The organism is Vibrio tubiashii ATCC 19109, assembly GCF_000772105.1.
Taxonomy (GTDB): Bacteria; Pseudomonadota; Gammaproteobacteria; order Enterobacterales; family Vibrionaceae; genus Vibrio; species Vibrio tubiashii.
The window spans coordinates 709,824-724,252 of sequence record NZ_CP009354.1 but is presented as its reverse complement, the minus strand read 5'-3'; the positions used below and the strand labels follow the sequence as shown (position 1 = coordinate 724,252).

11 protein-coding genes are annotated in these 14,429 nt (G+C 46.1%); 3 read left to right on the top strand and 8 right to left on the bottom strand.

Features of this window, described 5'->3' with window-relative positions; all coding sequences use genetic code 11:
* Positions 1 to 68: 68 nt before the first annotated feature.
* The 7 genes from recC to IX91_RS03345 form a co-directional block, all read right to left on the bottom strand.
* On the bottom strand, positions 69 to 3,527 hold the full coding sequence (gene recC, locus IX91_RS03375) for an exodeoxyribonuclease V subunit gamma (protein ID WP_004746263.1): 3,459 nt from the start codon (positions 3,525 to 3,527) through the stop codon (positions 69 to 71).
* A gap of 167 nt (positions 3,528 to 3,694) precedes the next feature.
* Entirely contained in the window at positions 3,695 to 5,413 is a 1,719-nt protein-coding gene (locus tag IX91_RS03370) for an ABC transporter substrate-binding protein (protein WP_004746262.1), read from the bottom strand.
* 115 nt (positions 5,414 to 5,528) lie between these two features.
* On the bottom strand, positions 5,529 to 5,801 hold the full coding sequence (locus tag IX91_RS03365; protein WP_004746261.1) for a DUF2160 domain-containing protein: 273 nt from the start codon (positions 5,799 to 5,801) through the stop codon (positions 5,529 to 5,531).
* A gap of 11 nt (positions 5,802 to 5,812) precedes the next feature.
* The gene (locus IX91_RS03360) at positions 5,813 to 6,631 is read right to left on the bottom strand and encodes a carbohydrate ABC transporter permease (protein ID WP_004746260.1); all 819 of its coding nucleotides are present in this window, start codon (positions 6,629 to 6,631) and stop codon (positions 5,813 to 5,815) included.
* Positions 6,632 to 6,647: 16 nt separating this feature from the next.
* Positions 6,648 to 7,511, bottom strand: a complete 864-nt coding sequence (locus IX91_RS03355; RefSeq protein ID WP_004746259.1) for a carbohydrate ABC transporter permease — start codon at positions 7,509 to 7,511, stop codon at positions 6,648 to 6,650.
* Positions 7,511 to 8,611, bottom strand: a complete 1,101-nt coding sequence (locus IX91_RS03350; RefSeq protein WP_004746258.1) for an ABC transporter ATP-binding protein — start codon at positions 8,609 to 8,611, stop codon at positions 7,511 to 7,513. Before IX91_RS03350 ends, IX91_RS03355 begins: the two co-directional genes overlap by 1 nt.
* Before the next feature lie 5 nt (positions 8,612 to 8,616).
* Positions 8,617 to 9,705, bottom strand: a complete 1,089-nt coding sequence (locus tag IX91_RS03345; protein ID WP_004746257.1) for an ABC transporter ATP-binding protein — start codon at positions 9,703 to 9,705, stop codon at positions 8,617 to 8,619.
* Between the two features lie 343 nt (positions 9,706 to 10,048).
* On the opposite strand from IX91_RS03345, the gene IX91_RS03340 reads away from it, so the two are divergent.
* Positions 10,049 to 11,932, top strand: a complete 1,884-nt coding sequence (locus tag IX91_RS03340; protein ID WP_004746256.1) for a sigma-54-dependent Fis family transcriptional regulator — start codon at positions 10,049 to 10,051, stop codon at positions 11,930 to 11,932.
* On the opposite strand, the gene IX91_RS03335 is transcribed toward IX91_RS03340, so the two are convergent.
* Positions 11,929 to 12,903 (bottom strand): TDT family transporter, encoded by a 975-nt coding sequence (locus IX91_RS03335; RefSeq protein WP_004749797.1) that lies wholly within the window; start codon positions 12,901 to 12,903, stop codon positions 11,929 to 11,931. The genes IX91_RS03340 and IX91_RS03335 overlap by 4 nt on opposite strands.
* 104 nt (positions 12,904 to 13,007) lie before the next feature.
* Between IX91_RS03335 and IX91_RS03330 the strand changes: the two genes are divergently transcribed.
* Both IX91_RS03330 and IX91_RS03325 read left to right on the top strand, forming a co-directional pair.
* Positions 13,008 to 13,901 carry a LysR family transcriptional regulator gene (locus IX91_RS03330; RefSeq protein ID WP_004747953.1) on the top strand — a complete coding sequence of 298 codons (894 nt, stop codon included), beginning with the start codon at positions 13,008 to 13,010 and terminating at the stop codon, positions 13,899 to 13,901.
* A gap of 102 nt (positions 13,902 to 14,003) precedes the next feature.
* Positions 14,004 to 14,306, top strand: a complete 303-nt coding sequence (locus IX91_RS03325; RefSeq protein ID WP_004747950.1) for a YebG family protein — start codon at positions 14,004 to 14,006, stop codon at positions 14,304 to 14,306.
* Positions 14,307 to 14,429: the final 123 nt, after the last annotated feature.

Below are 14,429 nucleotides of genomic sequence, written 5' to 3'. Positions count from 1 at the left end.
CGCCCTACACTATAATGATTTACTGGCGGCCACCTACTTTCCTTCAACCTGTTTTCCACTAAGCTGATCTATTGCGCGTCTTCACTGCTCTTTGCCTCTAGTCGAGGAGTTTGCAGTACCAATGTTGTGATGGTGCGTGCCTGCGCGGCTAAGTTGTCGTTCCAATTTGGCCAAATACGCGAGATGTAAGGGTTATTGCCTTCACCTGCTGCCATAAAACTATCGTTAAATGTATCGGCCATTTTCTTGAGTGATTTCTCTTCATCATCCACCCAGTTCCCACGACTGAATCCCGCTTCAACACCCGCTAATGCGGTTCTCGGGAAATAGCACAAGGGTTCGGTCATACCTTGGTAGAACAAACGAACCAGCTCAGCTAACAAGCTATGAGCGTAGCTGGCATCTGCAATTTCAGGGTAGATAAGATGAACAACCCCTTCCTTGCGATCATAACCAATCATATGGGTGCGCTTACTAATGCCCATCGCCGACATCGCTAGGTGGTCTATCCAAGCAGACAAGTAGTCTTGTGAGCGAATCTTACCGCTGCGAAAACGAATTAAGCCCGACTGATAATACTGTGTCAGCCAGCCAGTTAGGTTGACCTTTTTATCCTCGCCTAAGATATCAAAAGTCAGCTTTACTTCGAGGTCATTAGCTTCGCTGCCACATAAGAAAGTCAGTTTTTCCACCAGCTCCTGCGCCTGAACTCGGTTAGTTTCAAACTCGATATCACCAAATGCGCCAACCGGTAATCTCCCTTGCGCCCGTTGCTGCTTAACAAAGCTTTCAATCACACCCTTGCTATCTTGACCACCAGAAAGCTGCTGTTTGAGTAAGCTATCCAATAAACTGTCGCGCATTTGATAGCTTTCTAATCCATTAAGTACAAAGGGCTCGTCATCTTCCATAACCGGTAGCGGTGGCTCAAACATCACTTTTAAGCGGCGATTGAAAAAGTATTGCACCGGCAAACGCCAGAAGCGTTGCAACTCAACCAGATCTAGCTCTAACGGGTAGGTCGCATCGAGTAAGTAATCTTGCAGTTGTCGATTAAACTCACCGCTTACCTGACCTAATCTGTTCACCGCAGGTAACCACTCTTTAGCATAACTTGGATGCTCACCGACAAACGCGGTAGCACTAAACGGCACCATAGAGTGGTGAGTGATAAGTTCTGATAGCAGTTTTTCTCCAGACTCATCACTCGCTAACACCTCATCTCCATCTAGGCGGTAGTTTTGATGGCAATACTCCATCAGCTCAGAAACCAGCACCGATGGCACACGCTCGGTGTTATCTTGGATTGAGCGGCCAACATAGCTGATGTATAGCGTTTGCTGCGCAGACAGCATAGCCTCTAAGAATAGGTATCTGTCATCATCTCGGCGAGAGCGATCCCCTGGTTTGGTTCGCCCATTCATCAGATCGAAGCCCTCTGGCGGCATAGAACGTGGATAGACCCCATCATTCATACCCAGTAAGCACACCGTTCTAAATGGAATAGAGCGCATCGGCATCAAGGTACAGAAGTTCACTTGCCCAGCAAGGAAGCGCTGGCTGATCCGCGTCCCCGACAGCTTGTTGTTCAAATAGGTGGTAATAATCGCCGGAGATAATGACTGCTCGAAGGCAGCGTCCGTCAGTTGCTCTTTTAAGTTGGCCAAGGTGTCACGAATCGATTTGAGCGCAGCTTCACCTTCGAGTTCAACACTAAAGAAATCATCCAGCAGCAAGGTTAGTATTTCGCGCCAACTATCAATTGATTGAGTTTGTACCAGTTTGTGTCGGTAATCGCTGATCGTCTCAATAAAGTGCGCCAGCTTGCCCGCTAACTCCGCACCCATTCCTTGCACTTCATTGTAAGGTGAAAGCGCCCCTGACCTTGATTCAAACAGCCCTGCTGATTCTGGCATGGCATAGCCAAGCAACATGCGCTCAATACCAAACTGCCAAGTATTTTGCGCTGTCTCAGGTAAATCAAACTCTTGTCCTGTGGTCGCATTCAATCCCCAGCGAATACCCGACTCTTCGACCCACTGTTTAGCTAAAATAAACTCATCTTCCGTTAAGCCGAACCGAGCTAAAATCGCCGGAGTTTCAAGCAGTTCGAGTAACTCAGACGCTAAACAGCGGGTGTTTGGCAGATTAACCAGCTGCATAAATGCATTAAGGATTGGGCTTTCTTGGTCGGCGGTACGGTCAGAAATAGAGTAAGGGATAAATCGCTCACCGGGAGCGTTGCCAAACACGGCTTGAATGGCTGGGCTGTAGGCATTGATGTCCGCCACCATGACAATAATATCGCGTGGCTTTAAACTTGGATCGGCATCGAACATCGCCAATAGCTGATCATGTAAGACTTCCACTTCACGCATCGGGCTATGGCAAGCGTGCAGCGTGAGGGACTTATCGCCTAATTGCACCACTTGCTTATGCGAGCTGGTTTCTAACTGATGATCATCTTGATGCTCTTCAAGATTGAGAATGTCTGCTTGAAGTTGATGGAGCAATGAATCTCGCTCAACATCAACAAAAGCTTCAATCTCGTGTGATTCTAGCTGCGATAGAAGATACATGTTGTCGCGTCCCAACTTACCCATTGAAGCGAGTAAGCTATTCCCCACCGCATCGGTATGCAGCTCATCAAGTACGTTATCTTCAATCGAGCCTTTTAGTTGCTCACTCTCGCCCTGTTGCTCTGAGTGGTCTTGATTCCACACCACATGTTTACGGTGTTTTGCCGCTAAACGCGCTAAGAACTTTCTGTCTCGAACCTCACCCCAGTAGTAACGACAAGGGTTGGTAAACATCAGGTGGACATCAATATGCTCACCTATGGCTTTAAGCGCATCCATATAACGTGGCGGCAGTGAGGTAATTCCGAACACAAACAAGCGCTGAGGCAAGTGTTCAAAACTGCCCTGAAAGTTTTCTAAGGTATCGATAAAGTGTTCGTACAAGTTGGCGCGATGATAAGGTGACTGACCTAAGGCAACAGTATGATCGTAAAGCGCTTGCCATAAAATCGGCTGCCAAGGGTGCTCATCTTCCAACTCCAGTACCGCTTGCCCCGCTTCCCAACTGGCAATCCACTCTGGTCGATAAACCAAATAACCATCAAAGATATCGGCAATTTTCTCTGAGAGTTGGTAAAGCTTGGAACTGTCTTCGTCTTGCTCTAGATAGCGCTTAAGTGGTTCGAACTCTGGCTGACCCAGAAGCCCAGGCAAGATGTGCATCAACTTCCAAGTCATCGACTCTTTGTTAAAGGCGCTACGCTTAGGTACATCTGGCAATACCTCTGTAAACATGTTCCAGATAAATGTCGCTGGCAGAGGAAAATCAATGTTCGCCGCTACGCCAAACTCTTTAGCCAGTTCCATCTTCAACCACTGAGACATACCCGGGCTTTGCACCAAGATCTGCTCTTTATCGAAAGGGTTTTCTAATGGATTGAGACGAACGAGTTCAACGAGTAGTGACTTTAAGACGTCGACTTGGTTGGAATGGTAGACAGTAAACAAAATGCACTCACACTAATATTGCCGCAACTAGGGTGAGACTAGCACAAGCTGATCAATTTCGAGAGCGTTATAAGCGTATGATTTGGCTCGAATCAAAATACCCGCTCAAGCCTTAAACAGACAAGAGCGGGTAGGAGGGAGAAATCATCAATTAAGGCGATAAAACCTTATTGAGCGATGAGATCTTTGTAAGCAATAGTCTTACCTTGTGGCTTCTCGTTAGCCAGTTTCGCTTTTGGAGCACCTAGCTGAGATAACCAGTGTTCTGGGTCTTTCTTCGGATTCAGCTGAGGACCACACTCACCTTGTGCACCACTACGCTCTAGACGTTGCAGTACTCGGTCTTGTGCTTTTGCTAGACCATCCAGTGCTTCTTGAGGTGTTTTCTCACCGCTTGCTGCTTCAGAAACGTATTGCCACCAAAGCTGAGCCAGTTTTGGATAATCTGGCACGTTGGTTCCTGTTGGTGTCCATTGTTTACGAGCATCACTGCGGTAGAACTCAACCAAGCCACCCAGTTTTGGCGCCGCTTCCGTCATCGCGTCTGAGTTGATATCCGACTCACGAATTGGCGTTAGACCAACCAGAGTTTTCTTCAAGCTGACTGATTTAGAAACCACAAACTGAGCGTATAACCATGCAGCCTGACGACGATCAACAGGTGTACTGTTGAGGAATGTCCACGATCCCGCATCTTGGTAACCTAGCTTCATACCGTCTTCCCAGTATGGACCACGTGGTGACGGAGCCATACGCCATTTAGGTGTGCCGTCTTCATTAACAACAGGAAGACCTGGCTTGGTCATATCAGCAGTAAAGGCGGTATACCAGAAGATTTGCTGCGCGATAGAACCTTGAGCTGGAACTGGGCCTGCTTCACCAAATGTCATACCCTGAGCTTCTGGTGGCGCGTACTGCTTAAGCCAATCCACATATTTGGTCGTTGCATAAACTGCTGCTGGGCCGTTAGTTGCGCCGCCACGAGCGACATCTGAGCCAACTGGCTTACAACCTTCAATACGAATACCCCATTCATCAACTGGTAGACCGTTTGGAATACCTTTGTCACCCGCACCCGCCATTGAGAACCACGAGTCCGTGAAACGCCAGCCTAGTGAAGGATCTTTCTTACCGTAATCCATGTGACCGTATACAGGCTCGCCATCGATGGTCTTAACTTTATCGGTAAAGAACTCGGCAATATCTTCATACGCAGACCAGTTCAAAGGTACACCCAGCTCATAGCCATACGCTTTCTTGAACTTAGCTTTCAAATCTTCGCGTTCAAACCAGTCTGCGCGGAACCAGTACAGGTTCGCGAACTGTTGGTCAGGAAGTTGATAGAGCTTGCCGTCAGGGCCTGTCGTGAAGTCCAGGCCAATAAAATCTTGCAGGTCTAAGTATGGGTTAGTTACGCTTTTCCCTTCACCTTCCATGAAGTCTGAAATAGGTACAACTTTACCGTAACGAACGTGAGTACCAATCAAGTCGGAATCGTTAATGTAGGCGTCGTAGATGTTACGCCCTGTTTGCATCTGAGTTTGTAGCTTTTCTACTACATCACCTTCTTGAATCAGGTCATGATTTACCTTGATCCCTGTGATTTCATAGAATGCCTTTGCCAATACTTTCGCTTCGTACTCGTGCGTAGTAATGGTTTCAGAAGCAACATTGATTTCCATACCTTGGTAAGGCTTAGCAGCATCGATAAACCACTGCATCTCTTGCGTTTGTTCATCCTGTGACAAGGTCGTCGGAGTAAACTCTTCACTCATCCATTGTTTTGCCGCCGCCATGTCAGCTAGCGCAGCAGGAGAGATTGCAGCAAGCGCAAAGGTCAGTGCTAAGCTACGTGCAAGGTAAGACTTTTTGATATCCTTTTTCATTATTGTGTAACTCCAGTTATGAGTATTCTGTCTCTTACGTTATTGATTACACTCATTACCTAGCGACTATGGCATCCTGTCAGACTGGTAATGAGCACATGTCAGTCAGTTGTATTTATCCCCATTTCAAAACTGTACCCAGCCAGATCACGCAAAGCGTAAATGGCACCCAAATAGATAATTCAGTCAGCCCTACAAACCCAAGATGGATAAATGCGGAGCTTAATAACCCGATAAACAGACGATCGCCACGTGTGGTGGTGATAGGAAGAAATCCTTTACGCTCAATACATGGCGTACGAATTTCTCGAATCGTCATTGTGAGTAAGATCAGCGCAATCCCCAGAAAGAACAGTGCTGAAGGTGTTGTCCATGCCATCCAAGCCATGATTTATCTCCTTAAACTCGACCCAGTGCGAAGCCTTTCGCAACATGGTTTCTCACGAACCAGATAACCAAAATACCTGGTAAAATGGTCAGCACACCGGCAGCCGCCAGTACACCCCAGTCAATGCCAGACGCACTAACAGTACGGGTCATAACCGCAGATATAGGCTTGGCATCAATAGAGGTCAGCGTACGTGCGAGTAGCAACTCCACCCAGCTGAACATGAAGCAGAAAAAAGCCGAGACCCCAATCCCCGAACGGATCATCGGCAAAAAGATTTTCACGAAAAACTTTGGAAAGCTGTAACCGTCAATGTAAGCGGTCTCATCGATTTCACGTGGCACACTCGACATAAAGCCTTCAAGAATCCATACCGCCAAAGGGACATTGAACAAACAGTGCGCAAGCGCGACCGCAATATGGGTATCGAAAAGACCAACCGACGAGTAAAGCTGGAAGAATGGCAGCAGGAATACTGCTGGTGGCGCCATTTTGTTGGTCAACAGCCAAAAGAACAGGTGGTTGTCGCCAATAAACTTAAAACGCGAGAAAGCGTATGCGGCTGGCAGAGCCACTGTTAAGGTAATAACCATATTCATGACCACGTAAATGATGGAATTCACGTACCCCATGTACCAGCTTGAATCAGAGAAGATGGTCGCATAGTTTTTCAGCGTCCAAGTCTCTGGCAGAAAGCTCAGTCCACCTAAGATTTCCTGGTTCTCCTTGAAAGACATGTTAAGTAACCAGTAAATCGGCAGCATCAAACAGATGATGTAGAACGCTAACCCGACAATTTGTGTATAGCGGGTGTATTTTGATTTTGTCATCGCCATTGTAGTTTCCTTACTTGTTTTCACCGTGCGTCATTGCGGTATAGAACACCCAACTCACCAACAAGATGATTAGGAAATAGATAATTGAGAAAGCGGCTGCAGGACCAATATCGAACTGGCCGATAGCCATTTTGGTCAGCGTTTGGCTGAGGAAGGTCGTTGAGTTACCTGGACCACCACCCGTCAAAACAAACGGTTCGGTGTAAATCATGAAGCTGTCCATAAAGCGGATAAGAATGCCGATTAACAGCACACTCTTTAGCTTCGGCAGCTGAATGTAACGAATGATTGACCAAGTAGAAGCGCGGTCGATGTTCGCCGCCTGATAGTAAGCATCAGGAATAGCGCGCAAGCCTGAATAACACAGCAACGCGATTAACGATGTCCAGTGCCAGACATCCATTAGAATAACCGTTAGCCATGCATCAATTGGGTTACCCGCGTAGTTGTAGTCAATCCCCATGCCATTGAGTGCCCAACCAAACAAACCGATATCTGCACGACCAAAGATCTGCCAGATCGTGCCGACCACGTTAAGTGGAATAAGCAATGGAATCGCTAACACAATCAGACAAAATGCAGACCACTTACCTTTGGTTGGCATTGTCAGAGCAACAATGATCCCTAGCGGAACTTCGATAAGCAAAATCGTGAAAGTAAAACCAAACTGACGAAGCAGCGCGCCATGTAATCGATCATCATTGAGAATTTCTCGATACCACTCGGTGCCAACAAAGTATGCGGTGTTAGCATCAAAGATATCCTGCAGCGAATAGTTCACTACGGTCATTAAAGGCACAATCGCACTGAAGGCGACCAATATGAAGACGGGTAGAACGAGGAACCACGCTTTATTGTTTGCTACCTTATCCATTACTCTTCCCCTACATTGACTAAGAATTCATCGACATACAGCATGGTCCATTGTTCAGGGAAGCTGATGTAAGCCTCTTTTTCTGGAACAGGTTGATCCTCTTGAAGACGTGCTTTGATTTGTTTGTTACCCAATTGCAGTGTGACAATCTTGTAGGTACCTAAGTCTTCAACGTGCAACACTTCACAACGCAGCGCAGACTCATTGCCCTTCTCCCATACATGAACAAATTCAGGTCGAATGCCGATCTTGATGTTGTTGCTACCTGCTTGAGCAATGGCATGACGGTAGGACTCAGATAACGGTACTTCAACTCCATCGAACATCACGCCATTATCCGTTGGTGTCACCTCCATTAAGTTCATCCCTGGACTGCCAATAAAGTAACCAACAAAGGTGTGGTTCGGTCTTTCAAACAACTCTCTTGGAGTACCAAATTGAACAATCTGGCCGTTGTACATCACGGCAATTTCATCAGCGAACGTCGACGCTTCAAGCTGATCGTGTGTGACGTACACCATGGTGATATTGAACTGCTGATGGATTTGCTTTAGCTTGCGGCGCAGTTTCCACTTCAACTGCGGATCGATAACGGTGAGCGGTTCATCGAACAAAATCGCCGACACGTCATCTCGCACCAGACCGCGCCCCATCGACACTTTCTGCTTTTCATCTGCGGTAAGGTGTTGCGCTTTTTTCGACAGCACATTGGTCAGCTCTAAGATTTCAGCAATTTCGGTCACTTTGGAGTGAACCTTTGCCTTGTGTACCTTCATGTTGCGCAGTGGAAACGCCAAGTTGTCGTAGACAGACATGGTGTCGTAGATGACTGGAAACTGGAAAACCTGAGCGATATTGCGGTCTTGCGGGCGAAGCTCGTTGACTCGCATGTCATCAAACATCACATCACCTTGAGATGGGCTCATCAATCCAGAAATAATGTTCAACAGTGTCGACTTACCACAGCCCGATGGCCCCAATAGAGCGTATGCACCGCCCTGCTTCCAAACATGATTCATCTCTTTAATCGCATAAGGCGATGAAGCCGTTGGTTTCTTATCATAAGTATGCGCGAGCGAATTGAGTGTAATTTGAACCATGACGACTACCCCCTAACATCACGAATCGGGGCATGGATAAGGTTCTGATCCATACCAAAGACATAAAATTTGTGGATTGGAATATAGATTTTGATCGTCTCATCCACATCGTAGGTATGTACGCCTGGTAAGTGCAGCACCATATCGAGGTGCGCATTACGTACATGGAGAAACGTCTCAGAGCCACTGATCTCAGCGACTTCTACCTGAACAGTTAGCTCTACATCGTCGTCATTTTTTGGCAGTAAACTCAGATGGCTCGGGCGAATACCAAACTGGTACTCCCCTTTATCCAACTTACTGAGAGACTGGTTAAGTGGGAAATGAGCACTCTTATCAAACGTCACTTCATTGCTGGTTACTGCACCTGAGATCAAGTTGATAGGTGGTTCACTAAACAAGGTTGCTGAATCAACATTATCTGGTTGGTGATAAACCGAGGCAGTCGGGCCAGATTGAATCACCTGACCTTCATGCAGAATTGTGGTTGTACCGCCAAGCGCAAGCGCTTCATTCGGCTCCGTTGTCGCGTAAATCGCAATGGTGTGCCTGGTTTGGAATAGCTCACGCATTTCTTGACGCAACTCTTCACGTAGCTTGTAGTCGAGGTTTACGAGCGGTTCATCAAAAAGAATGATTTCCGCATCTTTAACTAAAGCGCGAGCCATCGCTGTACGCTGCTGCTGACCGCCAGAAAGCTCTAGTGGATGTTTCTTCAAGTGTTCAGTAATGCGCAACATTTCTGCGGTTGCGTGAACACGCTCTTGAATCTCTTTCTCTGGCATACCCGCCAAGCGTAGTGGCGAAGCCACGTTCTCAAACACGCTTAGGTTGGGATAATTAATGAACTGCTGATACACCATCGAGATGTTACGCTCCCTTACGGAGACTCCCGTGACATCCACGCCGTTTACCAGAATCTTCCCTGATGTTGGTTTGTCTAGACCTGCGATAAGTCGCATCAACGAGGTCTTTCCTGCCAATGTGCGTCCTAGCAACACATTGAACGAACCAGGCTCAAAGGTGAGGTTAACGTCTGAGATATGCATCTCACCGTCAACGTATTTGCTTACCTGCTCAAGTGTTAATGACACTAAAAACTCCTTACCATTCGAACAATAATTTTTTTCGATATTGTTCGGTAGAGCGAGAGTCATGCCAACTTACAAAATTTGAAACAATTATTTTACAATACAGTTTTCCAGCCCTTTAAACATAAGGATATTGTGACTAAAAACTCAGTAAGGACCTAGATTTCATACTCATTCCACATATGAGACCACCGTAACATTTGTTAATAAAATGTGTTCAAAACATGTTCAAGGTGTTCAGATGAGTGATATGTTAAGTGAGCGTTTGTGATCATTAACGTTCACATACGAACAATTAGAATAATTACTTAAAAATGACTTTGTATCGCTGCTATTGGCCAACACTATGGACAAAAAACATCAATCAATGATCGAGAGCTCTTGGCAACGCTGTCGGGATGCTGGGCTAGTTCACAACAGCAACCCGATAATAGAGATGGAAACAGGACAAGCCTTTTCGCACACTCTCGAAGAACACTCGGGGTTGCTGACGACAACTCAGCAAAAGGTATTGCCTTTCTATGACAGCTTACTTTCCAATAGCAATTGCTTGATTACACTAGCAAACACGAATGGTCAGGTGTTGAACAGCTGGGGTGAACAACGCTTTTTCTCGCAAAGGCAACCACAGGTTTTCCAAAACGGTGTGCATTGGCAGGAAGGACTTATCGGCACCAACGCGATAGGTACTGCCCTTGAAACGGGTTCTATTGTTCAGGTGTTTCACGATGAACACTTTTTGACATCCAATCGATTTATGACGGGTTCAGCTGCGCCGCTATTTGATGCCGACAGAAAGATGGCTGGTGTATTGTCTATTTCTAGCGATGCCTACATGCCGACGGCTCATACCTTGGGTATGGTGAAGTTGATGTCACAAGCAATTGAGAACCAACTCATCGCCTCTAAATTTCAATCTGATCACTATCTACTGTGGTTTAACACTTCCCCTGAAAACATTGATAGCCAGTGGTCATCTTTACTGGTGTTCAATGAACAGGGTGTGATTGTTTCTGCGAATCGACGTGCAGAAGTCGTACTCGGACAAGATCTAGCTTTGCAAAGACTGGAACAGATTTTTGATATTAAGCTTGAACAGCTGTTGTCTCACCCTCCTTTCAATCCTACGGCGATTAGCACCCATTCACGCTTTAGCTTTTTTGGTATTATTACCCCACCTAAGGTGCCTCAAGGAAGACAAATTGACTACCGTAAATCGATTCCTAAGACCGACTTAAAAGACGCAAAAGCACCGCTGGATTTGGAGCGCTTAAACATGGGCGATCCTAGATTGGCAAAAGCGATTGCTCAGGCAAGTCGGATTCTAAATACCGATATTCCTATCTTGATTCAGGGCGAAACGGGCGTAGGTAAAGAGGTGTTCGTCAACGCTCTACACCTATCTAGTGAACGAAAACACGCTCCTATGATTGCCGTTAACTGCGCAGCAATTCCGGCCGAGTTAGTGGAGTCAGAGCTATTCGGATACGAAAAAGGCGCTTTCACAGGAGCGAACAACAAAGGCTATATCGGATTAATCCGCAAGGCAGACAAAGGTACCTTGTTCTTAGATGAATTGGGCGATATGCCAATGAATGTTCAGGCTAGACTGCTGCGCGTCTTGCAAGAACGTAAAGTAACGCCACTCGGTTCAACCACATCATATCCTGTTGACTTTAAATTAGTTTCTGCGACAAACCGGAATTTAAAACAGGATGTAGAGAGAGGGACATTTCGCCAAGATTTATACTACCGAGTTACGGGACTCAATCTATCTCTGCCTGCTCTGAGGGAGAGAACAGACAAAGAAGCATTAGTGAAGTTCTTGCTAGCCAAATACGCGCTCGATGAGGAAACGCCCAATATTAGCCTAGAAGTGCTAGCCATGTTTAAGTCACACCCTTGGCCGGGTAATATCAGACAGATGGTCAGTGTGATTCAAATTGCGATTGCGATGGCTGGCGATGAGACTATCTGTGTCGAACATCTTCCTGATGACTTTTTGCATGATCTTGAACTGCATGACCTTGAAGCACAGCAACTAGAGCCAATCGCGATGGCAACAACCAATATCAGTCTGCTGACTCCTCCAGAGCAATCCGAGTTAGACCAAGGAGACTGGCTAAGCGTTTATGAGCAAAACGGCCGCAATGTTTCTGCGACCGCGAAAGATTTGAATATCAGCCGCAACACCTTGTATAAACGGCTGAGAGAACAAGGACTGCGTTAATTTGATGCTAAGCCCAATGCATTGCTCACAGGTTTGTAGAAGGTGAGATATCTTAAGGCCACGTAGCTAACGACTAAGGTCGCCACAACCAGTTCAATGGCGGCTATCCATTGCACTTGCACAATGTACTTGTTTGCAACGCCAATAGTTTCCATCCATGCGGCAAGTTTAAATAGCGCTGTTGCACCAATCACCATTGGGAAGGTAAATGCTGCGTAACCAGGGCTGAATGGCAGTCTGAGTAATTTAAAGAAAGCCAAGTAGATAATAGCTGTCATCAAAATCGCAATGCCAAACAGCAGACCAATGATCACAGGTGAAGGGTCAGCAGTGACCGTTAAATATCCCGCTAACGATAGGCTGGCAGGTGCTGCCATGATCGCCATGGTTGGTTTTGCTGCGTCAGGAATCTCATGAGTAAACATAAAGCGATAAATCATCATTGGCAGCATCACGGCATAGGCAACCATTCCGAACAATAGCGTACCATCTGCAATATGGCTCAAGACAGGGTTACCTGAGAAAGATACATCAGCCACTATGATGCCTACCGGTGGTACGAACCAACTCGGTACCATATGGTGCAATTCAAACTCTTGCGCTCTGTGGTAGATAAAACTGACTAGAAACACAATGTGAAGACCAACCGCAAACAGCCAAAGTAAGTCGCCAGCTAAAGGGTAAAAGTGCCCTAAAGAATTCGAAACCACCATAGTGCCCATCGCAAACGTTGGTACAACACTACCCACGACAGGATGAGCAAGATCTTCACGCAATAGATGATTATGAAAGAGAAATTTTACTGCTAGAACAGCCAGCAATACACTTGCGATTGCCGCACCACTCCACTGAGCATAACCATCAAATGGGGCTGCATTTTCCCAACACCATCCTAAACTGGCGATACCAAGCGCTAAGCCTGCCATAGGAGTAGGCGCACCCATCACTTTTGCTTTTGCTGCTTTAATCATCTTTATTTACCTAGTTTGCTTACCATGGAGCTAGTTTACGCTTGCCAATCGTTCGATAATATCTAATTATTTAGAACATATGTTCAGACAATCTTAACGAAGCTATGGCCACGAATATTTCTCTAAAACAGCTCAGAGTGTTTATCTCAATCACGCAACATGACACGTTAACAGCAGCGTCAGAAGCCTTGTTTTTGTCCAAGGCGGCAGTCAGCATGGCGTTGTCAGAGCTAGAAAAACAAATCGGCCATTCATTGTTCGACAGAGTCAATAACCGACTTATCCTCAATCAAGAAGGGCAGAAACTACTGCCTTTAGCGGACGAACTCATTGAGCGGGCGCAAGATATTGAACAGTTATTTGATAATGACCAGACATTAACGGGTGAACTAAGAATTGGGGCTAGTGACACCATAGGTAATCAAGTTGCGCCTTATCTAATTAGTGATTTTCGCCGCCATACCAATCACCACTCGCAAAGCTTGTTTATCTCCAACTCTGCATTGATCTGTCAGAAGTTGGTCGACTATGAGCTCGATCTTGCACTTATTGAAGGAAAAACACTGCACCCTGAACTTATTTCCACTCAATTCAGCCAAGACGAGATGTGCGTGATCTGCTCCCCTGATTCGCCCCTGGCAAATAAACAAAGGTTTAGTGTTGGTGATTTAGAAGAGAGTGAGTGGATATTGCGCGAGCCGGGTTCAGGCTCGAGAGAGTTTTTCCTTCGCGCTATCGCTCCGCGTATTGAACAGTGGCATGAATCATTTCAGCTCAACACCACAGAAGCTTTGATTAACAGTGTCTCTGCTGGGCTTGGATTGGGTTGCTTATCTAAACTCGCGGCTCAGCCGGCGTTAACCGATGGTAGAGTGGTAGAACTTAAACTCTCTTTGGATATGAAAAGGCGCTACTGGTTACTGGTACATAAAGAAAAATATCAGAGCCCATTGCTCAAATCCTTTATTGAATTTTGCCATAGGTGGAACAAAGGCTGACCACTTAGCTCTCAGTTTGGTGCTCTCGTCTAGACTTAATTGGTTAAAAACTGTATAAACAGACAGTAAATATTTTTGATAATTTGAGTTAGAGGACCAACCATGGCTGTAATCGTCAAGTACGTGGTAGAACGCAACGGAGAAGAGAAAATGACTTTTACCTCTAAAGCGGAAGCTGACGCATATGACAAAATGCTTGATATGGCTGATGAGCTTTTTGAGCTACTAGGTAAAAGTGAACTGCTAGAAGACGAAGGCAAGAAAGAAGACTTGGCTATGTTCCTAGCGCAAAACAAAGAAGAAGTGCTCTACGCACTGGGTGCAAAACGCAAACCTGCACCTAAGAAGCCTAAAAAGGTTGAAGCAGTCGAAGACGCTGAACCAGCACAAGACGACGCAGCTTAATCTAGCTCCTGCTCAAGATCTTAAACCTCAGCTAATGCTGAGGTTTTTTATTTTCTCCCACTCATTTTTGAGGAAATCAAATCTTCGACCTTTACCCTAATATCTTCCGCGGTGACTGCTAAA